The sequence below is a fragment of the Mesobacillus jeotgali genome, from assembly GCF_002874535.1.
Lineage (GTDB): Bacteria > Bacillota > Bacilli > Bacillales > Cytobacillaceae > Mesobacillus > Mesobacillus jeotgali.
Genome location: NZ_CP025025.1, coordinates 3595055 through 3618769, shown reverse-complemented (window position 1 = coordinate 3618769; position 23715 = coordinate 3595055). Strand labels below are relative to the sequence as shown.

The 23715-nt window shown below is 43.2% G+C and carries 24 protein-coding genes; 22 read left to right on the top strand and 2 right to left on the bottom strand.

What is annotated here, in order from left to right:
- The first annotated feature begins 7 nt into the window (after window positions 1-7).
- From CD004_RS18300 to CD004_RS18285, 4 genes are read left to right on the top strand one after another with little or no spacing between them, the layout of a single operon-like run.
- Window positions 8-874, top strand: a complete 867-nt coding sequence (locus tag CD004_RS18300) for a CpaE/TadZ family protein (RefSeq protein ID WP_180321256.1) — start codon at window positions 8-10, stop codon at window positions 872-874.
- Window positions 871-2301 carry a TadA family conjugal transfer-associated ATPase gene (locus tag CD004_RS18295; RefSeq protein WP_102264053.1) on the top strand — a complete coding sequence of 477 codons (1431 nt, stop codon included), beginning with the start codon at window positions 871-873 and terminating at the stop codon, window positions 2299-2301. Before CD004_RS18300 ends, CD004_RS18295 begins: the two co-directional genes overlap by 4 nt.
- Entirely contained in the window at window positions 2298-3257 is a 960-nt protein-coding gene (locus CD004_RS18290; RefSeq protein WP_102264052.1) for a type II secretion system F family protein, read from the top strand. The genes CD004_RS18295 and CD004_RS18290 overlap by 4 nt, the downstream gene beginning before the upstream one ends.
- A 1-nt stretch (window position 3258) precedes the next feature.
- Window positions 3259-4179, top strand: a complete 921-nt coding sequence (locus CD004_RS18285) for a type II secretion system F family protein (RefSeq protein ID WP_102264051.1) — start codon at window positions 3259-3261, stop codon at window positions 4177-4179.
- A 33-nt stretch (window positions 4180-4212) separates the two neighbouring features.
- On the opposite strand, the gene CD004_RS18280 is transcribed toward CD004_RS18285, so the two are convergent.
- On the bottom strand, window positions 4213-4998 hold the full coding sequence (locus CD004_RS18280) for a hypothetical protein (RefSeq protein ID WP_102264050.1): 786 nt from the start codon (window positions 4996-4998) through the stop codon (window positions 4213-4215).
- Window positions 4999-5353: 355 nt separating this feature from the next.
- Here CD004_RS18280 and CD004_RS18275 point away from each other — a divergent pair, with 355 nt between their 5' ends.
- The 8 genes from CD004_RS18275 to cydS all read left to right on the top strand — a co-directional run bounded on the left by CD004_RS18275 (window position 5354) and on the right by cydS (window position 13129).
- On the top strand, window positions 5354-6460 hold the full coding sequence (locus CD004_RS18275) for a glycosyltransferase family 4 protein (RefSeq protein WP_102264049.1): 1107 nt from the start codon (window positions 5354-5356) through the stop codon (window positions 6458-6460).
- Complete coding sequence (locus CD004_RS18270) at window positions 6457-7224, top strand: HipA family kinase (protein ID WP_102264048.1); 768 nt, start codon at window positions 6457-6459, stop codon at window positions 7222-7224. Before CD004_RS18275 ends, CD004_RS18270 begins: the two co-directional genes overlap by 4 nt.
- A gap of 155 nt (window positions 7225-7379) precedes the next feature.
- The gene (galU, locus tag CD004_RS18265) at window positions 7380-8276 is read left to right on the top strand and encodes a UTP--glucose-1-phosphate uridylyltransferase GalU (RefSeq protein ID WP_102264047.1); all 897 of its coding nucleotides are present in this window, start codon (window positions 7380-7382) and stop codon (window positions 8274-8276) included.
- A gap of 1 nt (window position 8277) precedes the next feature.
- Window positions 8278-9600: a UDP-glucose dehydrogenase family protein gene (locus CD004_RS18260; protein WP_102264046.1), complete on the top strand. Its 1323-nt coding sequence runs from the start codon at window positions 8278-8280 to the stop codon at window positions 9598-9600.
- A 126-nt stretch (window positions 9601-9726) separates the two neighbouring features.
- Complete coding sequence (locus CD004_RS18255; RefSeq protein ID WP_233434888.1) at window positions 9727-10374, top strand: phosphatase PAP2 family protein; 648 nt, start codon at window positions 9727-9729, stop codon at window positions 10372-10374.
- A gap of 276 nt (window positions 10375-10650) precedes the next feature.
- The gene (locus CD004_RS18250; RefSeq protein ID WP_102264045.1) at window positions 10651-11997 is read left to right on the top strand and encodes a cytochrome ubiquinol oxidase subunit I; all 1347 of its coding nucleotides are present in this window, start codon (window positions 10651-10653) and stop codon (window positions 11995-11997) included.
- Window positions 11994-13019 (top strand): cytochrome d ubiquinol oxidase subunit II, encoded by a 1026-nt coding sequence (locus tag CD004_RS18245; RefSeq protein WP_102264044.1) that lies wholly within the window; start codon window positions 11994-11996, stop codon window positions 13017-13019. The genes CD004_RS18250 and CD004_RS18245 overlap by 4 nt, the downstream gene beginning before the upstream one ends.
- Window positions 13020-13030: 11 nt before the next feature.
- Complete coding sequence (cydS, locus tag CD004_RS24670) at window positions 13031-13129, top strand: cytochrome bd oxidase small subunit CydS family protein (RefSeq protein ID WP_404809874.1); 99 nt, start codon at window positions 13031-13033, stop codon at window positions 13127-13129.
- A gap of 47 nt (window positions 13130-13176) precedes the next feature.
- Here the strand turns inward: cydS and CD004_RS18240 are convergent, their stop codons facing one another.
- Window positions 13177-13500 (bottom strand): BC1872 family protein, encoded by a 324-nt coding sequence (locus tag CD004_RS18240; protein WP_102264043.1) that lies wholly within the window; start codon window positions 13498-13500, stop codon window positions 13177-13179.
- Window positions 13501-13647: 147 nt separating this feature from the next.
- Here CD004_RS18240 and CD004_RS24500 point away from each other — a divergent pair, with 147 nt between their 5' ends.
- The 10 genes from CD004_RS24500 (at window position 13648) to CD004_RS18195 (ending at window position 23696) form a co-directional block, all read left to right on the top strand.
- Entirely contained in the window at window positions 13648-13776 is a 129-nt protein-coding gene (locus CD004_RS24500) for a hypothetical protein (RefSeq protein WP_264163776.1), read from the top strand.
- A 993-nt stretch (window positions 13777-14769) separates the two neighbouring features.
- Window positions 14770-16371, top strand: a complete 1602-nt coding sequence (locus CD004_RS18235) for an ATP-binding protein (RefSeq protein ID WP_102264042.1) — start codon at window positions 14770-14772, stop codon at window positions 16369-16371.
- A gap of 44 nt (window positions 16372-16415) precedes the next feature.
- Window positions 16416-17087, top strand: coding sequence for a response regulator (locus tag CD004_RS18230; RefSeq protein ID WP_102265159.1), 672 nt, complete (start codon window positions 16416-16418; stop codon window positions 17085-17087).
- A gap of 201 nt (window positions 17088-17288) precedes the next feature.
- A complete protein-coding gene (locus CD004_RS18225; protein WP_102264041.1) occupies window positions 17289-18299 on the top strand; it encodes a tripartite tricarboxylate transporter substrate binding protein in 1011 nt (336 codons plus the stop codon).
- 87 nt (window positions 18300-18386) lie between these two features.
- A complete protein-coding gene (locus CD004_RS18220; protein WP_102264040.1) occupies window positions 18387-18845 on the top strand; it encodes a tripartite tricarboxylate transporter TctB family protein in 459 nt (152 codons plus the stop codon).
- Window positions 18846-18859: 14 nt separating this feature from the next.
- Window positions 18860-20371, top strand: coding sequence for a tripartite tricarboxylate transporter permease (locus CD004_RS18215; protein ID WP_102264039.1), 1512 nt, complete (start codon window positions 18860-18862; stop codon window positions 20369-20371).
- Window positions 20372-20511: 140 nt separating this feature from the next.
- Window positions 20512-20754 (top strand): hypothetical protein, encoded by a 243-nt coding sequence (locus CD004_RS18210; RefSeq protein ID WP_102264038.1) that lies wholly within the window; start codon window positions 20512-20514, stop codon window positions 20752-20754.
- A gap of 95 nt (window positions 20755-20849) precedes the next feature.
- Window positions 20850-21569 (top strand): C39 family peptidase, encoded by a 720-nt coding sequence (locus CD004_RS18205; protein ID WP_102264037.1) that lies wholly within the window; start codon window positions 20850-20852, stop codon window positions 21567-21569.
- A 614-nt stretch (window positions 21570-22183) separates the two neighbouring features.
- On the top strand, window positions 22184-23008 hold the full coding sequence (locus CD004_RS18200) for an amino acid ABC transporter substrate-binding protein (RefSeq protein WP_102264036.1): 825 nt from the start codon (window positions 22184-22186) through the stop codon (window positions 23006-23008).
- Window positions 22995-23696, top strand: coding sequence for an amino acid ABC transporter permease (locus CD004_RS18195; RefSeq protein ID WP_102264035.1), 702 nt, complete (start codon window positions 22995-22997; stop codon window positions 23694-23696). The genes CD004_RS18200 and CD004_RS18195 overlap by 14 nt, the downstream gene beginning before the upstream one ends.
- The last annotated feature ends 19 nt before the right edge of the window (window positions 23697-23715 follow it).

The window sequence follows — 23715 nt, the reverse complement described above, 5'->3', positions numbered from 1 at the left end:
ACCAATCATGGAAAATACGGATGAACTGCAAATACATGAAAAGAAGCCGGCTAAGATGAAACGTGGCGAGCTTATTGCCGTTTGCAGTGCAAAAGGCGGGATTGGTCGCACGGTCCTGACGGTCAATCTGGCTGGAGCTTTGGTGAAGAAAAATATTACTGTAGCGATATTGGATGGGGATTTTCAATTTGGTGATATCGGTCTTGCCATGGACTTGAAGTCTTCTTTTACCATTAAGGAAGTAATTGAAGGAATCAGCACTCTTGATGAGCATAGCCTGGCTGGCTATATGTCCAGGCATGAAAGCGGCGTGAAGGTCATGGCGGCACCGGACCGGCCTGAGTATGCAGACCTTGTTACAAAGGAATCAGTTGATAAAGTTCTCGACCTGATGCTGTTGAATTATGATTATGTGGTCGTCGATACATCGGTTGGCCTTAATGATCACACAGTCCATATCGCTGAAAAGGCGGATCAGATCATGGTCATGGCCAATCTTGAAATGACGGCATTGAAGAATACGAAACTGATGCTTGAGACCTTCGATATCCTGGAACTGCGCAATAAAGTGACACTTGTTGTTAACCGGGCGAATATGGAAAGTGTAATACAGGCAGAGGATGCCGCGCGTATTTTGGGTTATGAAGATCCTGTATACATCCCGAATGACTTTCAGGTTTGCTCTCAATCTCTTAACATCGGGATTCCGTTTGTCATCAACCAGGGCAAGACGGATGTAGCCAAAGCTATTTTTAAAATGGCCGAACGAATCACAAGCAGGCGTGAGATTACCATGTTCAAGGAACCAGCAAAACCTTCTTTCCTATCCAAATTAATTGGCAAAAAACGCATGAAGGGAGGAACAGCACAATGAGCCTTCTGAACCGCATACAGGAAAGGACACAGCAAGCAGAAGGAGCGGACAGCCAGCACGACGAATTTGTTGTCCAGCCCGCTCCACAGCAGAAGTTAGACATCCGGTCTGTGTTCAGGGAACCAAACAAGAAAGAGGTCGTCAGTCCTGAAGTCAAGAGGAAGCAGGATAAGCATCAGGAGCTTAAAAACCTGATACATAAGAAAATAATCCAGGAATATAAAGATGCGCCAGTAGAGGATATCATTCCTCAGCTGGATGCAATGGCAATTGAAATCATGAAAGAGGATGAACAATTCAGGGGCAGCATCGACCGAAAAAGGGTCGTCGATGAACTGAGAAATGATTTAACGGGGTTTGGGCCGATCAATCCGCTCTTGATTGATGAGGATGTAAGTGAGGTTATGGTGAATGGACCGGCTCAGGTCTATTGTGAACGAAAAGGGAAGATTGAGCTGACCTCGATTATGTTCAGGGATGAAGAGCATGTCATGAGCATCATCGAAAAAATCGTTGCTCCTCTTGGCAGGAGAATCGATGAAAGCTCCCCGATGGTCGATGCCCGGCTTCCAGATGGTTCACGTGTCAACGCGATCATCCCTCCGCTTGCATTGAATGGGCCGACAGTCACAATCAGGAAATTCTCGAAGGACCCTTTTCAGATTGAAGATTTGGTCAACTTCGGAACTCTTAGCAATGAAATGGCAATCTTTCTAGAGGCATGTGTAAAAGCAAGGCTGAATATATTTGTCTCCGGTGGAACGGGCTCCGGAAAAACGACCACGCTAAATGTATTGTCCAACTTCATTCCTCATGATGAGAGGATTATCACGATTGAGGATGCAGCTGAGCTCCAGCTTGGGCAGGACCATGTTGTATCACTGGAATCAAGGCCGCCCAATATCGAAGGGAAGGGTTCTATCACCATAAGGGACCTTGTCAGGAACTCGCTTCGTATGAGGCCTGACCGGGTCGTTATTGGTGAGGTCCGTGGCGCCGAAGCTCTGGATATGCTTCAGGCGATGAATACGGGACATGATGGCTCACTAGCCACGGGGCACTCCAACAGTGCAAGGGATATGATTGCCCGTCTTGAAACAATGGTGCTGCTTGCAGGTGTCGAACTCCCTGTAAAAGCGATCCGCGAACAAATCGCAGGAGCGCTTGACGTCATTATTCAGCAATCCCGCTTGAAGGATGGTTCCAGAAAAATAACCAGCATTACCGAGGTGCAGGGAATGGAAGGCGATGTAATCGTCCTTCAGGATATTTTTACGTATAAACAGCAAGGTGTGAATGAGGATGGAAAAATCATCGGCCGGCTTATCCCTACCGGTGTCCGTCCCAAGTTTTATGAGCGCCTCGAAACCTCAGGGATCCATATTCCTGCGAATGTCTTTATCGAAGGTGAGGAGTGGGGAGAATGATCTATGGCCTTTCCGCACTCTTCATGATGACTGTATTTTTATTGTTTTACTCAATTTTTCAGAGGATATTTCTCTCGGACAAGCGTCTGGAGAAGCGTATTGAAAAATACCTGGCGAGCTCCGGGACGAAGCTTGACCGGAAGCAATATGATTTGATGGTTTACTACCAAATGACAAAGCAAAAGGTCAGGAAGAACATGCTGACCAAGGAGAAGAATTCAAAGCTGGAGACGATGCTAAGACGGTCCGGCCTTCCGCTGAAGCCAGAGGAATATATTTTATTCAGGTGGCTGGCAGCTGGAATTACAGGATTTCTCTTACTACTTGTTTCCGGAAACATTCTTCTAATGGCAGTCGGTTTTTTAATGGGATTCATGCTGCCTCGCTGGTATGTGAAGAAGAAAATCAAGGAGCGAATCGTCAAATTCAACGACGGCCTTCCAGATATGATTTCCACAATTGTCGGATCCTTGAGGGCCGGATTTAGCTTCCAGCAGGCTTTGAAAACGGTGATAGAGGAAGCGGGTTCACCGATAAAGGAAGAAATGGACAGCGTCATCAAGGAGATGCAATACGGAGCTAGTCTTGAGGATTCCTTGAATGAGCTGAAAGAAAGAATGCCAAGCGAGGATTTGGATTTGATGATCCAGGCAATCTTGATTCAGCGTCAGGTAGGGGGCAATCTTGCTACCGTGCTTGATAAAATTGTGCAGACGATCCGGGAGCGGACTAAAATTCACAGGCAGATATCTTCACTGACAGCTCAAGGGAGGTTATCAGGAATCGTTATTGGTTTGTTACCGATCATTCTGGCTTTCGTCCTGTACTTAATTGAACCTGAGTATATCGGAACTCTTTTCCGGCACCCAGTAGGAATTGCTTTGACGATCGCCGGAATTTTCTCCGGCATCATTGGATTTGTACTGATCCGCAAAATTACGGCAGTAGAGGTGTAGGATGCTATACTTTACTTTTTTCTTAACGATTTCTTTTGCCATTTATGGACTTTATTTGATGAGGGCTGAGAAGGCCACCCATCTGAAAAAGCGTATGTCTACCTTCGTCGGCGGCGTTAAGGAAGAAAATCCGGATGTCACTGAAAAGGCCAGCAATGCTTCCTTATATGAGCGAATCGGAAAGCCATTGATGAATGATTTTAAAAGAAGCTTTAAACGGAGGATGCCAGGCGAAAAGGAAGCAAAAATCGAGACGAAGCTACAGCTTGCCGGTAGTCCTTTTGGGATGACACCTGTTGACTTCAGGCTGCTGCAAATCTCCCTCGTGCTGCTGCTCCCGCTTTTGGCAGGCGGATATGGAGCCATCCTCCAGGCAGGTTATGCAGGCATAGTCCTGTTCCTCCTTATTGGCCTGGCAGCGGGTACATTTCTTCCGCACTATTATTTAAGCATTAAGAGAAAGGCAAGGAATAAAAGCGCGTTAAAAGAACTGCCAGACATCCTTGATCTACTGACGGTCAGTCTTGAAGCGGGACTTGGATTTGATTCCGCAGTCAGCAAGGTCGTATCCAAAAAGGATGGCGTGCTTTCCGCTGAGTTCCACCGGAGTCTAGAAGAGCTGAGGCTTGGCCGAACGAGAAGAGAAGCACTTACAGGAATCAAAAACCGGATCGAAGTCGAGGAAGTGCGAGCTTTCATCAGCAGCATCCTGCAGGCTGAAAAGCTGGGGATCGGCATGGTGCAGGTACTTCGTGTCCAGTCCAATGAGGTTCGGGAACGGCGGAGGCAGCGCGCAGAGGAAGAAGCTATGAAGGCACCGGTGAAAATGTTGTTTCCCCTTGTTCTTTTTATCTTCCCAAGCTTGTTTATCGTTTTGTTAGGCCCGGCACTAATTCAATTTATCCAAACTTTCTCAAAGTAAAGGAATGGACTGGCATTTGAGGCCAGTCCATCTTTATTTTTTCGCTATTTTTGAAGGGTTATTGATTTTATAAGCTACTGATACATCGAGAAGCATTGATTCATCTTCGACGTCCTTACCTTTTGGAAGACTCTTTTTGACGATTTTGCCGTCGAATTCAAGCTGCTGTCCCGGCTCCAGTTCGTGCTTTTTCAGCGTTTTGCTGTGTGAGCCCCATGCAAGTCCAACCTCGATTGGTTCCTCCAGTTCAATCCGGACATTCTCGAACACGACTACTTCGTCATTATCCTCATTGAAATGGTTCCAGCTTAGTGCAAACTGCTTCACTGTCGCGGTAAAATGAACCTTTTCCTCTGGCAGCACTAATTTAGGAGCCTTTTCTTTTTTCACTTTTTCCTTTTTTGCAGGTTTTTCTGCATTTGCTTCTGGTGCCGCAGGAGCCGTTGCTTTAGGCTTCTCTTTCTTCACATCTGCAGCTGCACCTTCATCAACGGAAGCTTGCGGGATGATTTCCTTCCCAAAGCTGGAAGACTGCATCTCCTTCAGGTACGCAGGGTGGATACAAGTTAAGTTCCCATCCGGAAATTCAATTACAAGAGTATTGAATTCAGCTGTTTCACCAAAGATTTCATACCCCTTTATCGTCACAAGACAATGCTGATATCTGTCTTTGTACCAAAAATCCTTCTTCGTGCTCAAACCCCATTCTTTAACCTTCTCGAGATAATGAGCTTCATCTTCAAATTCTTCGTACATGCCTTTAGGCGGGATATATTGAGTCAAATGCGACTGACTAGTGCCTGCAACTGAGTTTGCCATCTGTCCACTTCCTTTCATGTCTATTTTACCGTTACACGACTAAGAAAAAAAGCGCTATGTCATGACGGACAGAAATGGAGGGGAAAAGTTCAATCATTGTCCGTCATCAAGGCTATGACGGAAAGAAATGAAACAAAAAGGGCAATTATTGTCCATCATACATCGCCGCCCATACCTCTACCAGCACACATTTTCCATTCACTAGATTCATGCCCTTACATTTTTGGCCAACCTCGAATTTATTAATAAGAAGTGGAACTTAATGATATCAAGGAGGAACATCATGGATACGAAGTATTTGAAAAAATGGATGAAAGAAATCAACGTGACGAATTTATAGTGAGGAGAAACCAATATGAAAGTACTAGTAATCTGCCATCTGCTTTCAGTTGGCGGTGTAAATGCTGGATGGCGGAATCGTTCGATTTACTTAAAAAAACATGGTATTGACACCGAGTTTCTATATACGACCGATCTTGGCGGGCTTCACATCATGGAAGATGTCGCTCGTGTATATTTAACTAAAGATGAAAATGAAATTATAGGTATTATACAGTCGAATAATTATGATGCAATCATCGTCATCGATACGAAAGATGCCTATACGTGGATACGCAAATCAGGATTTGCCGGGCCAGTAATAATAGAAGCCCATACTCCGGAAATTATTAAGCTCCAGCCCCATTTAAAATCCCTCAAGACAATAAAACCTAAAAGCATCATAGTCCCATCCAATTACCAGAAACGTGTTGTCTCCATTTTATTTGAAAGCAAACAGGTTGAGGTCATATATAACGGTGTGGATTTATCTTTTTTCCGTCCCCTGCTGGAAAGAGAGATCGACTACTCCAGTGAACCTATTTTGGCGACAGATAAAAAAATTATTGGCTGGATCGGTCATTTGGACAATCGGAAAAACTGGCAAATGCTTCTGAAGATAGCAAAAAGAATCAAAAAAGAGCGGAATGATATTGAATTTTGGGTAATTGGCGGTGCGCAAAGTCTCCAGCGTGCAGAGTTCGCGGCTAAATGGCAGGAGGAGAGCCTATCGGACATCGTAAAATGGCATCCTGTCATTCCTTATCACCAAATGCCAAACGTCTATGCAAAAATACGTAAATCAGGGGGTTGCACGCTGGCAACGACAAAGTCCGAATCCTTTGGCATTACTTATATCGAATCTATGGCTTGCGGTATTCCAGTAGTTGCTCCTAACATGATGCCAGTCACTGAGCTGGTTCTTCAGGAGAAGACTGGGATGTTATATTACGGCCAAAAGGTTGATGATGCCGTAAAAAAGCTTTATTCCATCATTGACGCTCCTGGGTTACAGCAGCAAATATCCAGGGCGGCCATCCAGCATGTAAAGCAGCATTTTGCCATTGAAGTTGTAGCTGATCAATATCTCGATCTATTATATGAAATTATTTACGGAGATCAATTAAGAGGGGACCAGTCATGATAAAACCCGTAGCTTATCGTCGGAAACTCGAAGGAAAATCTAATGCGCACCTGATTGCTTTTGATGATGGCAGAGACTATGTGGTGAAGTTCCTTCAGGCTGGATTTGAAAAAACTTTGCCAAATGAATGGGTTTCCTATTGTCTTGCTAGATACCTGGGTCTGCCAGTGCCATTTGCCTGCCTAGTTGAAATACCCGAAGAATTTACCCGGAAAATTCCTGAGCTTGCTCAGTTTATCCCTACTCGACATCAATTTGCCTCTTTGTATGTGCCGAATTGTCTTGATGGCCATCATGTAGCGAATGTTAGCGGAATTGTTAATTCAGAAACGCTTGCGGGCATCATACTTTTCGATTATTGGCTATGCAACAGAGGGAGGACAAGAAAAAATATTCTTTTGCAAGAAGTGGCAAATGAAATCTATCATTTATGGATCATTGACCATGCCGAGATTCTCGGATCGTATAGTTGGGAGATTTCCAGCCTTGAAAATTTGCCAACTGGATTGAGGAAAAGTGCTGCACAACAAATGATGGCAACACATATCGAGAATGAGGATGCCTTCGCAGAGCCGCTTGACCTGATTCAGGCCATACCGATTTTTTTAATAGAAGAAATCGTCTCAACTATTCCTGATGATTGGATGGTTACCAGGGAAGAAAGAAAAGCGATGGTCACAGCACTGTTGAATCGGAGGAGGAAAGTCCTTCCTAAATTGCTCCCTCATTTTTTAAGAAAAGTATATTTACCTCTGCATAGATGACTCTTTTCCGGTGGTGAGGAATTCTTTATTTTTAGGCAGGAATCTATTATCTTTCATCGGTGCATAGTCTATTTTTGAATTGGTAGGCCTTTAACGTGTCGTGAGCTTGGTCCTTTGAATATAAAAGACTATGGAATTCAAAAGGGAGGCAGCATATGAAAATCCGCAAAGCGATTATCCCGGCAGCCGGGCTCGGGACACGATTCTTACCGGCAACAAAAGCACAGCCTAAGGAAATGCTGCCGATCGTTGATAAGCCGACAATCCAATATATCGTAGAGGAAGCAGTAGCCTCAGGGATTGAGGAGATCATTATCATCATCGGCAGGGGAAAACGATCGATAGAGGATCATTTTGATAAATCCTATGAACTGGAGGATGCGTTATTAAAAAAGAGTAAGCTTGATATTTTAGAAGAGGTTCAAAATATATCAAGCCTGGCAAATATCTATTATGTCAGGCAAAAGGAAGCGCTGGGCCTGGGACACGCCATTCTTTGCGCCCGAAGCTTCATCGGCAATGAGCCGTTCGCTGTTTTGCTTGGCGATGACATTGTGATGTCGGAAACCCCATGCTTGAAGCAAATCATCAATGTATTTGAATACTGCAATAGCTCGGTTGTAGCCATACAAAGTGTTCCTGATACCGATGTCAGCAAATATGGGATCATCAAGCCAAAGGGGGGGAACCTGGAGCCGAACCTCTTTTATATCGATTCGCTGGTAGAAAAACCTTCAAAAGATGAGGCGCCTTCAAACTATGCGATTATGGGCCGTTATGTTCTAAGGCCGGAAATTTTCGATGTACTCTCAAAGCTGCCAGCAGGTCGTGGAGGAGAAATCCAGCTGACCGATGCAATCAATGAGCTTAATAAGCGGCAGGCAGTCTTGGCATATCACTTCGAGGGTAAGCGATATGATATCGGGGATAAAATCGGTTTCATCAAGGCAACGGTTGATTTTGCACTGCAAAGGGAAGATACCCGGGAGGATGTCATTGAGTATTTAATGGATGTGTACAACATGACTGGCCTGAAGAGAGAGAGTGACTGACATGAAGGTTGCTGTACTTGGAACAGGATATGTCGGACTATCCACAGGAATCTGCCTGGCGGAAATCGGCCACAATGTGATTTGTATAGACATTGATGAAAGGAAAATAAATACCCTCAAAGAAGGAAAGTCCCCGATCTATGAACCAGGACTTGAAGAACTTCTTATTAAAAACTCCTCTGAAGGCAGATTGGCTTTCACTACCTCTCATCAGCAAGGATTAAGCGAAGCGGAAATCATCATCATTGCCGTCGGTACACCCCAGTGTGATGATGGGCAGGCAGATTTGAGCTTTCTTAAGCAGGCCGCAAAGGACCTCGGTGAACATATCAACCGAGATTCAATTGTCGTGGTTAAAAGCACGGTCCCCGTGGGCACGAATGAATATTTGAAGCAGCTGTTACTAGGGCAGCAGAAAAATAAGGTTGAGATTAAGATAGTCTCCAACCCAGAGTTTCTGCGGCAAGGATCAGCCATTCAGGATACCTTGAAAGCGGACCGGATTATCATAGGCTCTGAAGATTCAGGTGCTTCTGAAAAAATCCAGGAAATGTATCGGCCGCTGAACGTTCCGTTTTTATTGACGGATGTTAGAAGCGCCGAAATGATCAAATATGCCTCCAATGCTTTATTGGCAACGAAAATCAGTTTTATCAATGGAATCGCCAATCTTTGTGAAGCCGTAGGAGCAGACGTGGAAGATGTTGCGAATGGGATGGGCTACGACAAGAGGATTGGATCAGCCTTTTTAAAGGCTGGAATAGGATACGGAGGCTCTTGTTTTCCGAAGGATGTAAAAGCGCTGTTGCATACATCAAAGGAGCAAGGGATTCCTTTTTCCTTATTAGAAGAGACGATTGCCATCAATAATCATCAGCAAGAGCTGCTTGTAGGTAAGGCGCTGAAACGACTTGGAGAATTGAAGGGGAAGAAAATCGCCATGCTTGGCCTTTCCTTCAAGCCAGAAACGGATGACATGAGGGAAGCACCGTCGATAAAAATTGCACGAGCCTTAACTGAAGCAGGTGCTGAGGTTACAGCCTACGACCCAGTTGCATCCGGCAATGCAAGAAAGGTCATCGGTGAGATCATCACCTACGTGGACTCAGCATTGGAAACGGCAAAAGATGCAGATGCCTTGTTTATTGTCACTGAGTGGGAAGAGTTCAGACAGCTAGATTTCTCAGCACTATTGGATGTCATGAAGCAGCGAATCATCTTTGACGGCAGGAACTGTTTAGATGAAGCAGCTCTTCAGGAATGCGGACGAATTGAATATTATCCAGTCGGGAGGCCGGCGGTTATTTTAAAAAGGAATGATTGAGTTCATTCCTTTTTGTGTTTGTTATCTTTAATAACTTGCTAATGAGGTAATCGTGCAATGGTTTTTTAAAATGACTGATCTGGGAATAGTAAGGGTGATTTAAAACATAAGTGGAGGGAACAATTCGTGAAGTTTAATCTCCAGCTTTTAATTGCCTTTTTTGGTTCGTTATTCGGTTTTATCCTCATGTCTTACATGGTACAGGCAGAATATCTTGTTGCGTTCGACCGGGTTATCATAGATTGGGTGCAGGGGCTCGAAGTGGAAGGACTGACTGCGGCCATGAAGTTCTTTACATATATTGGATCATTAAGGTTTATTGTAATTCTGTCAATTCTAATTTTCCTATTTCTTTTTTACGTGTTAAAACACAGGCTGGAAATCCTAGTTTTCCTGTCTGTAGTTTATATTACTCCGATTCTGAACAGATTACTGAAGCTGTATTTTCATCGCGCACGCCCGGATTTTCATCGGCTCATCGAAATTGGTGGGTACAGTTTTCCAAGCGGACATGCGATGAATGCTTTTTCTTTTTACAGCATCCTTGCCTTCCTGCTCTGGCGCCATGTCCCAACCCACATGGGGAGAAACGCTGTCATCCTCCTCAGCACCTTTATGATTATAGCGATTGGATTGAGCAGGGTCTATTTAGGCGTCCATTATCCGAGTGATATCATTGGAGGATTTCTTGCCAGCGGCCTCTGGGTCGTAGCTGTTATCTGGTTATTCCAAAGATATAAAGAAAAGCTGGAAATACATGAACGTGCTCACTGACAATATACCGTTTTGTCGTTTTAACAGGCCAGAGAACGGGAATGTAATGAGAGACGCCAAATGGATTACATAACATATTTCTCTCACAATTATACGGTATAAAGGATCAGGTCAGAGCTTGCGCCGAAATGTGATTTAGTGAACAAACTCTCGAGGTGACTATATGTATAAAAAACAAGAAAAAATGCTTATGTGGCTGGCTTTTATTGTGGCGGCAATCATGGGTCTGTCATTTATCGGACGAATTTTTGCTGGGTAGAAAAGGGGAGTTAAAGAATGGGGAATGAAGAATCAGTTTTTTTCAGCCGTGTCTTAACGGAGCTTACATTATCCTTTCATATTATTTATGCCACCATCGGGGTCGGGATACCGCTGATGATCATGATCGCTCAGTGGCTGGGAATCAAGAAACAGGATGAGCATTATATCCTGCTCGCAAGAAGATGGACGCGCGGCTTTGTCATCACCGTTGCGGTCGGAGTTGTGACCGGGACGGCTATTGGCCTGCAGCTTTCCTTGCTGTGGCCAAATTTTATGGAACTGGCGGGCAATGTAATTGCTCTCCCGCTGTTCATGGAAACTTTCGCGTTCTTCTTTGAAGCAATTTTCCTGGGAATTTATCTATATACATGGGACCGGTTTGAAAATCAGAAGAAACATTTGCTGCTGTTGATTCCGGTGGCAGTTGGAGCATCGTTTTCAGCCGTGTTCATCACAATCGTCAATGCGTTCATGAATGCGCCGCAAGGATTTGACCTTGTGAACGGCCAGCTGGTCAATATCAATCCTGTTCTTGCGATGTTCAATCCGGCGATGCCGACGAAGGTCGCCCATGTTCTGGCGACAGCTTATATGACCTCAGCATTTGTACTCGCTTCGATAGGCGCATTCCGACTTCTAAAAGGTTCGGATCATATCTATCATAAAAAAGCGTTATTTTTAACGATGAAAATCGGTCTTATCTTTTCAATTGCGGCTGCGGTCATCGGGGATTTTTCAGGTAAATACCTCGCAGAATACCAGCCGGAAAAGCTGGCAGCAGCAGAATGGCACTTCGAAACACACGAGGGAGCTCCGTTGATGTTGTATGGTGTTCTTGATGACGGCGAAGTAAAATATGCGCTTGAAATTCCATATGCACTAAGTATTCTCGCTCATAGCGATCCTAACGCTGAAGTGATTGGTCTTAATGAATTCCCTGAAGACGAAATCCCGCCGTTGTATATTCATTATTTGTTTGATGGAATGGTGACAATCGGGATGTGGATGATGGCCCTTTCACTTGTCTATGTCGTGGGTGTGTGGATGAAATGGAGTTTTATCAGGACAAGAGGGTACCGTTGGCTGATTGTCTTCGGCGGACCGTTATCTATGCTGGCGATCGAACTTGGCTGGTGGTTTGCTGAAGTCGGAAGGCAGCCATGGATCCTTCGAGGAATCATGAAGGTTGAGGATGCGGCGACCACAAGCGGACAGGTCGATTTGATGCTGCTTCTGTTTGCAGGTTTATACTTGATTCTTGCCATTGGCAGCACCGTAGTATTAACAAGGATGTTCCGGAAAAATACAGTTGAACAAGAACTGGCAGACAGGGAACTGGAGAAGGAAGGTGAATTTCGATGACACTTGAAATAATCGGAATCTCGGTTCTTTGGCTCTTTCTCTTTGGGTATGTCATCGTCGCCTCCATCGATTTTGGAGCAGGTTTTTTCAATGCTTATAGCCTGTTCAGAGGAAAGCAGCATATCCTGACAGGGATTATCCAGCGTTATTTATCGCCTGTTTGGGAAGTCACGAATGTATTCCTTGTATTTTTCTTCGTGGGAATTGTCGGGTTCTTTCCTAAAACAGCTTATTACTACGGAACAATCCTGCTAGTCCCGGCAAGCATTGGAGTTGTTTTGCTCGCCATCCGCGGGGCTTACTATGCGTTTACTACTTACGGTGGATTAAAGCACAAGAGATATACGTATTTATATGGACTTACCGGCTTGTTCATCCCGGCCTCCTTATCGATCGTACTGACGATTTCAGAGGGAGGCTTCGTGGAAGAGACTGCATCGGGCGTGGAATTGGACTATTGGGCCCTGTTCACAAGTCCATTGACATGGAGTATTGTCGTCCTTAGCCTGGCGGCAGTTCTATATATATCTGCCGTTTTTTTAACGTGGTATGCGAATAAGGCACAGGATGGACCTGCTACAGAGCTGCTGCGGAAATATGCCTTGATCTGGTCGGTGCCTGCGATCGTGACCGCAACAGGAATCATCGTTGAACTCAGGGACCACAATCCCGAGCATTACAGCAGGCTGGTTGATTTATGGTGGCTGTTTGCCATCTCCTTCATCCTGTTTTTAGGAACAGTGTATCTGATTGGGAAACGAAAGTCATACGGAGTTGCGTTCGGGCTATTGACCGGGCAATTCTTTGTTGCTTTCTTTGCTTATGGAGTTTCCCATTACCCGTATCTGTTATATCCGTTTCTCAGCATTTACGACAGCTTTACAAATGAAGCGATGGCGATTGCGCTCATCATCGCGTTCGTAGCAGGGCTGGGGCTTCTGCTTCCATCACTGTACTTGCTGCTGAGATTGTTTTTATTCAATAAAGACTATGTCCAGGGGAAAAGGAACGACCACGCATAGGAGGTTGGAAAATGGCTGAATTCACAATGTTTTACGCACCTTACATTGTCATAATCGCATCGATTGCCGCCTCATTCTGGCTGGCAGGGAAGGACGAAAAAGTGGAATAAATTCAAAAGAGCTGCCCTCCAAGGTGTGGATGGCAGCTCTTTTTGCATTATGAAAGCTTACGCCACAAGGACGTACTGGACACAACTGAGTCATTTTCAATGATGGCATAGGCGGCATTTGTAATTGCTTCAGGCAGATTTTCCCCCGTACCTTTAAATTGATTAAAAGCGGCCTCGGAAACTCCATTAGATGAGAAGCTGTAGCCTAATTTCTCCAGTCTCTCGACAACCAGCATCGCATGTACAAGGTTACGCTCCGGCTGGAATTCGGAATCATTGATGAATACACCTTTTTCATAATCATACCAGCGATCCCATCTGTTAAGCTTCCAGCCCAAAATCCTCCGTGCAATTGCATCCGTCTTTGTCATGTTTCTACCTCTCTCTCATTTTATTGTTATATAACAGAATATGTAATTAAAGTATATTACATAACAGAAACGATGTGCAATGACAAAGATTTAATTTCCGAAATTTATTTTTAAAAATTGAGCATCTTAAAACTGGGGGTGACAAACATGAATGAAAAAGAAATCAGCCAGCCTAATGTAAGACTTGGCGGAAAGATCGCTAAGGAAAAAGGCCGTACGAATGGTGAGTTAGGCAATGACCAGGACATTAACTCTGGCAAGAGCCGAAAAAAATAAGAAAGAGGGATGGACATGACAAATCGTAACGATAACCGCGAACGTAAAAACAAATATCCTAACAATAAAGAAAGAAACATATCCAAAGATGTGAACATTCGAAGCGAAATGACTAAAAAAGATCTAAAGGAATAACAGGGAAGGGGGATTCCCCCTTCTTAAATCAATGGGCCAGCCAGCAATGTGTTCCTCGCCTCTTCCAGCATGAAATTCTTGTATCCATTCCCTTTTCTACTCTCAAAAGCCACAAACCCTCCCTCAAAGCCGGCTGAATCCTCTTTGCTGATGACAGATTGGTCAAGTACAGTTAATTTCAGTTTAACACCTCGTATTCAGGTTGCTTCCTCCACTATAGAAACAAATTGTGAAAAGAGCAGGCCTTCAGTACAATCGACACTGGTTATAAAAAGAACGCTAGAGTCCTTCTAATGGACAAAAATTGCGAAAAGACCGCTCGTTTTGTCCGATAGAGTCCTTCTAACGGACAAGAATTGTCAAAAGGCTGCTTGTTTTGTCCGATAGAGCCCTTCTAATGGACAAAAATTACAAAAAAGACCCTTGTTTTGTCCGATAGAGCCCTTCTAACGGACAAATATTGCGAAAAGGTCGATCGTATTGTCCGATAGAGCCCTTCTAACGGACAAGAATTGTGAAAAGGCTGCTCGTTTTGTCCGATAGAGCCCTTCTAACGGACAAAAATTGCGAAAAGACCGCTTGTTTTGTCCGATAGACCTCTTCAAATGGACACAAAACGCGAATACGCTGTCCGGCTTGTCCAATAGAGTTTTCCAGCAATTTTCCCCGTTCGTGTACAGACAAACTAGCACCAGCAAGGATAGTCACCTGGGATTGAACACTTTTGGAAGCAATATTTCTTCCATCATCAATGTAAAAAAGCGCCAGGGTATTCAAACTTGATAGATTAGGGTGACAAGAATGTCGAAAATTATTAGAATATTAATAGATTTATAATAATTTTTTACCGGGGGAGTCATGAAACGAAAAAAACTTCCAATGTCCCTGCAAACAAAGATCATTGGCTCAAATATTGTTAATACGGTGTTTATCATCTTTATTTTTCTTGTTATTTCACTGGTAATTGAATATAAACAAGTTGAAAAGCAGAGGGGAAACCAGGCTCTTCAATTGGCAAAAACAGTCGCTTCCATGCCTACCGTTATTAATGCTTTTGACAATGAAGATCCCTCTAAAACACTTCAGCCTCTCATGAATCAAATCAGGAGGGAAACCGGTGCTCAATTCATTGTTGTAGGCAATAAAGACGGACTCAGATATGCGCATCCAGACGAGAAGAAACTTGGCCTGTCAATGGTTGGAGGAGATAACAGCCCTGCTTTAAAAGGTGAATTTTATATATCAAAGGCGGAGGGTTCGCTTGGCCAGTCAATCAGGGGAAAGGGCCCCATCCGAAATCAGCAAGGGGAGATAGTCGGTATTATTTCAGTTGGCTATATGATCGCTGACCTGAAAGAGGATGCTTTTCAGAGGGGCAAGGAAATGGGGCTAATTTCATTAATCGTTGTGATGATTGGAATTGTCGCAAGCTATCTTTTGGCTAAAAACATCCGGAGGACAACTCTAGGATTGGAGCCTCATGAAATGACATCTCTATACCTTGAACGGAATGCAATCCTTTATTCGATAAAGGAAGGTATTATCTCAGTCGATAAAGATGGTTATATTACAATGATTAACCAATCTGCAAAGGAACTATTAGATATACAAGAGGACAGCTTAAATCAAAAGATAGAAAGGATCATCCCCAATACCGGCGTCTATCGTGTACTGGAATCAGGAAAGCCGGACCGTGATCATGAAATTACATTAAGAAATAGAGATATGATCATTAACCGCACTCCAATTTTTGAAAACGGTGAAGTGATCGGGGTAGTATCAACATTTCGGGATAAAACAGAAATCAATAAAATGCTCGAGACTTTGACTGAAGTACAAAGGTATTCTGAGGATTTACGTGCCCAAACACATGAATTTTCCAACAAGCTTTATGTGCTCTCAGGTTTGCTCCAACTGGGCAAGCATGACGAAGCGATTGAAATGATCCAGGCAGAATCAGAAGTCCATGAAAGTCAAAACAAGATCATTTTTGACCAAATCTTTGATACGAAAATACAAGCATTATTATTAGGTAAACTGGGAAAAGCCTCTGAGAAAAAAATTCAGTTCATCATTGATGAGAATAGCAGTATGGGCCCTCTTCCGGCACATATTCCCTATACAGACGTAATATCTATCATCGGGAACTTACTTGACAATGCCTTCGATGCAGTAGAAGGGAACAAAGCCGGTGAGGTTACATTCTTCGCAATCGATCTCGGAGAGGACTTGATCATTGAAGTATATGATAATGGACCCGGGATTTCAGTCGATGAAACGGATAAAATCTTTGAAACAGGCTTTTCTACCAAGGGTGAAGAAAATCGTGGTTACGGACTTGCAATTGTTAAACAGGCAATTGACAAACTTCATGGAAACATTGAGGTCGAATCAAAATCAGGCAAAGGATCGATATTGACCGTTTACCTGCCGAAGAAAAGGCATAATGTTGCAAATTAGGGACTAAAGGAAGATTGAGAACACAGGGAGAAGGGGTGATGGTGATGATCAAGGCAGCTATTGCTGAAGATGATTTCAGGGTTGCGTCAATTCATGAACAGTTTATAGAGAAAATCGAGGGTATTGCAGTCGTGGGCAAGGCATTGAATGCAAAGGAAGCCGTGGAGCTTTTGGAGAATAAAGAAGTAGATGTGTTATTGCTGGATAACTATCTTCCAGACCGTAACGGTGTATCAATGCTGCCAGTTTTAAGAAAAAGATTTGAGAATTTGGATATTATCTTGATCACTGCTTCAACAGAACGTAAAGTAGTGGAACCTTCCATACGCAATGGAGTTATTGATTATATAGTAAAGCCAGTCACTTTTGAACGATTCAAGGAAGCCTTGGAGAAGGTGGTTAGACGCAGGGAACTAATGGAATCTAATGAGGAATTTAATCAGGCAGTAATAGATCAGGTATTTACCGGAGGGCAGGCTGTCGGAGAATCAGATTTTCTGCCAAAAGGAATCGATCCGTTAACACTCGGAAAAGTGGAGGAAACATTAAATTCGCTAAAAAGTGGCATTAATGCGGAGGATTTAAGTGAACATTTAGGCGCTTCAAGAACAACAGCCAGAAGATATTTGGAATATTTAATTTCTGTAGGCAAGGCAAGGGCTGAACTGGAATACGGAATTGTTGGAAGGCCAGAGCGAAAATACTATTTGATTTGATGCATCTCCTTTAAAGGAGATGTTTTTTTATATGCATTTCAATACTCGCAATTCAATTTGGAAAACTCCATGAACAAAATGAACAAAACACACAAAAAGGTTTTTATGAAAGTAAAATTGCAAACGGTTACATTTTAATTATTCTGAATTAACATAGCGTTTAAGGATGGAAGAAGAAAGTTTAATAAAGGGGGAAACAAAATGAAAAAGTTTTTAGCGACGGCTGCGGCGTTCACGATGCTGCTGGCAGCAGGATGTTCGAACCAGTCTTCTGGCGACAGCAATGCAACAGGGGAAAATGGAGAATGGAAACCGACTCAACCGATTGAAATTACCGCTCCAGCTGGACCAGGGGGCGGTTGGGATACAACAGCCCGCATGGCTTCACAGGTTTTTGAACAGGAGAAAATAATTGACAAGCGTTTACCGGTTGTCAATAAAGCTGGTGGAGGGGGAGCCATTGGATGGGCCTATATCGCTGGTAAAAAAGACAGCGAGCACAATATGTTCGTTGCATCACCGCCATTAATTTTAGTGCCTTTAAATGGACAATCTGAATATGGGTACGAAGACTTCACTCCGCTTGCGAACGTAATTGCAGACTACGGTGCATTCGTTGTTAAATCAGATGCCAAGTGGAATAACCTGAATGATTTATTTGAAGATATGAAAAAGGATCCTGCAAGCGTCAGCGTTATTGGAACTTCATCACCGGGGAGTATGGACCATATGCAGTTTGTGAAAATTGCTAAGGCCGCTGGCGTTGATGTAACTAAAATTAAGTATATTTCTGATCCGGATGCGGGTGGTTTAACTGCTGTATTGAATGGAAGCGTGGATGTTTATACAACAGGTGTAGCAGAGACGATTGAACAAGTAAAAGCAGGAAAAATCAAAGTTCTTGGTATCACTTCTGAGGAGAGACTGGAAGGAGAAGTCTTATCTGACTTCCAAACAGCCAAGGAACAGGGAATTGATGAAACGTTTGTAAACTGGAGAGGCTTCTTCGGTCCTCCTGGAATGGACCCTGCAGCTGTTAAGTACTATGAAGATAAATTCAAAGAGCTAAGCGACTCGCCTGCGTGGGATGAAATCCGCAAGAAGTATGGATGGGGAGAACTTTACATGGATAGCGAAGAGTACAGCGAGTTCTTGAAAAAAGAAGCGGAAGACATGAAAAAGCTTCTTGAAGAGCTAGGATTGGCCCGCTAATTTTCATAAGAATAAAAGGAACTTTTGAGAAAGATAGAGCAGTTATGCCTGTTCTATCTTTCATTCTATTAAAAGAGGTGACCACCATTGCTTAGCAGGATCAATCAAAAAATTGCAGTTATCCTGGCAATTCTGGCAGGTTTCTATTTGCTATTAAGCTTTAATCTGCCGAAATACCCTAATGCCATTATCGATGCAGATGTTGTCCCAAAGGGTCTAGGCTTACTTTTATTGTTTTTCGCTGTCCTTCTATACTTTGATAAAAAGGAAGAGACTGAAGCGGAAAAACTAAAGCGTACCATCACCAAAGAGAATGTTCTATTGCTAGTTGCCGTACTTGTTTTCATATTAATCTATATTTTCCTATTAGAAATCATTGGCTTCTTAATCATGACTGCTTTGTTTATTTTCGGATGCTCCTTATTCCTTGGATATAGAAAGCATGTAACGAACGCCATAGTTTCGGTTGTATTTTCGTTAGTTATTTATGGACTTTTCAACTATCTTTTGAAAATAAATCTGCCAGCAGGAATTATCCCGTTGTAAAAGGAGGGTAGAACATGGATGCATTTCAAGGTTTAATGTCAGGATTTCAAGTGGCTTTTAGCTTAGAGGGAGTCCTGTTTGTTTTTATAGGTGTTTTTGTAGGTACTTTCATCGGAATGATGCCAGGATTGGGGCCAATCAGTGCAATCGCAATCATGATCCCGATCACTTACAGTATGGATCCGACGGTAGCATTGGTTATGATGGCCGGGGTTTATTATGGTGCCATCTTTGGAGGCTCAAGCTCCTCGATCCTCCTTAACGCACCGGGTGTTGCCGGGACGGTTGCAACAGCGTTTGATGGATATCCAATGGCGCAGCAAGGGAAAGCAGGAAAGGCGCTGGCCATCGCCGCAATTGCCTCTTTTACAGGCGGGACAGTCAGTGTCATTTTGCTCATGTTATTTACGCCAATCCTATCGGCTGTCGCTGTTTCGTTTGGGCCAGCTGAATATTTCGCCTTGATGTTTTTGGGATTGACAGCCATATCAAGTCTGTCAGACGGCTCTACAATCAAGGCATTTATATCAGCTACACTAGGATTTATCGTTGTAACAATTGGGATTGACAGTCAGACTGGTACAAGCAGATTCACATTCGGGAACCCGAATCTTCTCGAGGGTATCGACTTCCTGGTCATCGCGCTCGGTTTATTCGCTTTGGCTGAGGTCAGTACACTTGTCTTGAATCGTAAAGACAATTCAATGAGTGACAATAAAGAGATTGGCAGCCTTCGTTTGTCCAAGGAAGATGTAAAGGAAATGAGCGGACCGATGACAAGGCAATCCTTCCTGGGATTCCTCATCGGTGTCTTGCCAGGCGCTGGAGCAACAATCGCATCCTTCATTGCTTATATCACGGAAAAGAAGCTGGCAAAAAAGCCAGAAGAATTCGGAAAAGGTTCAATCAAAGGACTGGCAGCACCTGAAACAGCGAATAATGCCGCTACTGGAGGCGCATTCGTGCCACTTCTCAGCCTGGGGATTCCAGGGTCGGGGACAACAGCCGTTTTATTGGGGGCTTTTTTAGTATTAGGAGTTCAGCCAGGGCCACTATTGATTCAGGACCGTCCAGAAGTATTCTGGGGGATTATCGCCAGTATGTATATCGGAAATATTTTTCTTTTAATCCTGAACCTTCCGTTGATCCCATACATCGCAAGGGTCCTCAGGATTCCAAGACCGCTATTGATCTCACTCGTAATCATTTTCAGCTTGATTGGAGTATATGCCATTAGCCTCAACACCTTTGATTTGTATATGTTAGTCGCGTTTGGAATCATTGGGTTCCTGATGAGGATGTTCTCGTTTCCGGCAGCACCATTCATTCTCGCTTTTATCCTTGGAGGAATGATGGAGCAAGCCTTCAGGCAAACGCTGACGATCTCAAACGGTAGTCTGGCTATCTTTATGGATAAGCCAATCGCGCTGACACTGATCATTGTAAGCTTGCTGACAATTTTATTTCCTATGTTTACAGGGCGAAAAAAGTTTAATACGAAAAACGATGCAGGAAAACCTTTATAATGATGAAAAGCTGCAAGCCGGGTGGTTTGCAGCTTTTCTATTTCAGAGGATGCTGACATGTTAAAAATCACTATATAGATGTTTATCTATACCCATTTGGGTTATAAGTAAATAAGACTGGAATAGGAAGGAGTGGCATCATGAAGAATAGAAACCTAATGATTTCTTTCACGTTGGGAACAGGCCTGTTGCTAGCTGGGTGCGGAGCCAATGAAGAGCCCCCGCCGGAAGAAGATCCAGTAATGGAACAAGATGAGCAAGCTCCTCCGGAACCAGATGGTACCCACGAATTACCTGATGAACCAAGAGAAGGTACAACCGAGAATGACGAAGAATTAACCGAAGAGGAACAGCAGATCATCGAGGAATCTACTGAAGAATAATAACGCAGGAACAGAACCTTAGAACCGTACCGGTACTAAGGTTTTTTTTACAATTAAAGGCAAACGCAAACAAATTCTACAAGGAGAGAAGAAGGTTGAGAAAAACTATTTTAACGTTGATCATCATGCTTGCAGGGTGTTCGGGAGCTGAAAGTCCTCCTCCTGAAACAGACCAGGCATCTGAAGATAAGCAGCAAGCTGAGAGGGAGAACTCAAATGACAGCAGTGAATCAAAAGTGAAGCTTGATGCTCCCCATATCTCCCAATTGCCTGAGTTAGAACGAGGCTGTGAGGTCACAACACTTGCTATGCTTTTGCAGCATGCGGGCAAGGATGTTGGCAAGATGGAGTTATCAAAGGAAATCGACCGTGTTCCTTTTGAAAAAGGCGGATTGAAGGGACACCCGGGCGAGGGGTTTGTAGGTAATATGAAAACATTGGACAAGCCGGGACTTGGGGTCTACCATGGTCCTGTTGCAGAATTGGGAGAAGTTTACCTTCCAGGAAGAATACTGGACCTGACCGGAAAAGAATTTAACGAAGTGGAGAAGCATGTTAAAGATGGCCGGCCAGTCTGGGTGCTGGTACCAAGTACATTTGCCGTCGTACCAGACAAACACTGGGAAACATGGAATACCAAAAAGGGCAAAGAAAAAATCACCTACAAATGGCATTCCGTTTTAGTGACAGGTTTTGACGACAATAATGTATATGTTAACGATCCACTAGGCGATAAAAACGATAAGCTCTCAAAAGAAGAATTCATCGCAGGCTGGGAGCAATTCGGGAAACAGGCAATCACTTACAAACCATAGAATGAAAAATGCTGTTTCTTCATCCCTGAAGAAACAGCATTTTATTGACTCCAAAGGAGTTACTTTCCATCACTGTCTGACTTGTCATCATCCAGTTTGAAAAATTTCCGTTTTGGTTCATGTTTTGCATTTGCATATTGTTTTCCTGCTGGATTTTTGATGACCAATTTATGTTTTCCGATTTAAGGAGATTAATGTGCAAAAAATAGCTCTTAATAAAAAGCCATACTAAAGTATTGAAATCTTAATATCTAGTGGACAGCCTTTTGATTGTCGTTTTAAATAAAATCCAAGTTAAAAATTGTTTTAAGCATATTGCTATTACTGGGAAAACTGGGAAAATTCCTGAGCAATTGGATGACAATAGCATTTCTCCAGGAATGCAATTTTGCTTACAGGGAAAAAGTAAATAAGAAATCAAGAGATAAATGTAAATTAACGATTAATTCATATTTCACTTTTTAAGTAAATTCGCATTTCTTTTAGCGGTTAAAATTCTAATAACACAGACAATTGGAATCGATTTAAAGTGAAGTATAAACCTTTGACTGTCATAAGAAATTGAATTATGATAATTAAATCTTATTAAACCAACTGAAATAGGAGGAATTAAAATGAAAAGACTTTCTTTTTTACTTGTTCTAATCCTTTCCGCTGTTCTATTAATTTCTGGATGCGGTGAGCAGGGGCAAGATGATGAAGTGCTGCAAGGAAACGATGCAACTGAGGAAGAAAACGCAGTTCTTGCCAAGGTAGAAAAAGAAGGGAAACTCCTAGTGGGGACAGAAGGTACCTATCCTCCATTTACTTTCCATGACAAGGACGGGAATCTAACAGGCTTTGATGTTGAAATTGCAAAAGAAGTTGCTAAGAGACTAGGGGTTCAAGCGGAGTTTAAAGAAACCCAATGGGATGCCATGTTTGCTGGTCTTGATGCAAAGCGTTTCGATATGGTTGCAAACCAGGTGGGAATTAAGGCGGAAAGGGAGGAGAAGTATTTATTCTCCAAACCTTATATCACCTCTACTGCAGTATTGATTGCTCATGAAAAAAATACTGAATTAAAAGGTTTTGAAGATCTGAAAGGTAAAAAGGCTGCCCAGTCCATGACCAGCAACTATGCTGACATTGCAAGGGAAAACGGAGCAGAAATCGTTGGTGTTGATGGCTTCAATCAGTCCATTGAACTCATTTTATCGAAACGAGTGGATGCAACGATCAATGAAAGTCTTTCCTTCCTTGACTTTAAAAAGGCTAAGCCAGAAGCAAAGGTGAAAATAGTTGCTGAGAGCGAAGATGCTTCCAAAAGCGGTTTGATGTTCAGACAAGACAGTGACACCCTTGTCGAAGCGGTGAATAGTGCGCTTGCAGATATGGTAGCAGATGGTACCTATGACAAAATTTCCTTGAAATGGTTTGGTGAAAATGTACTTGAATAATATAATGGCTGACCCTGAAAGGTTGGCAAGACTGATGGAAATTGCCCAAAATTCAGTTGTCCCCCTATTACAGGGGGCTATTTTTTATACAATCCCTTTAACGCTGATTTCCTTTATTTGTGGATTAGGACTAGCCGTCTTGACTGCACTAGCCAGGATTTCAGATGTAAAAGTTCTGCAGATGATTGCCAGGATCTACGTATCCGCAATCAGAGGGACACCTTTATTGGTTCAGTTATTCATCTTGTTCTATGGTTTGCCTACCATTGGAATTACACTGGACCCATGGCCGTCTGCCATCATCGGATTCAGCCTGAATGTTGGTGCCTATGCGTCTGAAATTATAAGGGCAGCCATTCTTTCAATACCTAAGGGTCAATGGGAGGCGGGATATTCCATCGGAATGAGCAGCAGGCAGGTATTGAGGAGAATCATTATCCCACAGGCTGCAAGGGTATCCATTCCACCCCTGTCTAATACTTTTATTAGTTTAGTTAAAGATACCTCCCTTGCATCCATGATTCTGTTAACCGAAATGTTTCGGCGTGCACAGGAAATCGCGACTACAAATTATGAATTTCTTCTTCTCTACACGGAAGCAGCGCTTATTTACTGGGTTATCTGCTTTATCCTTTCAATTGTTCAGGGAAGAATTGAACATCGACTTGACCGATATGTTTCTCGCTAGAGTGAGTGTGTAAGGAGGA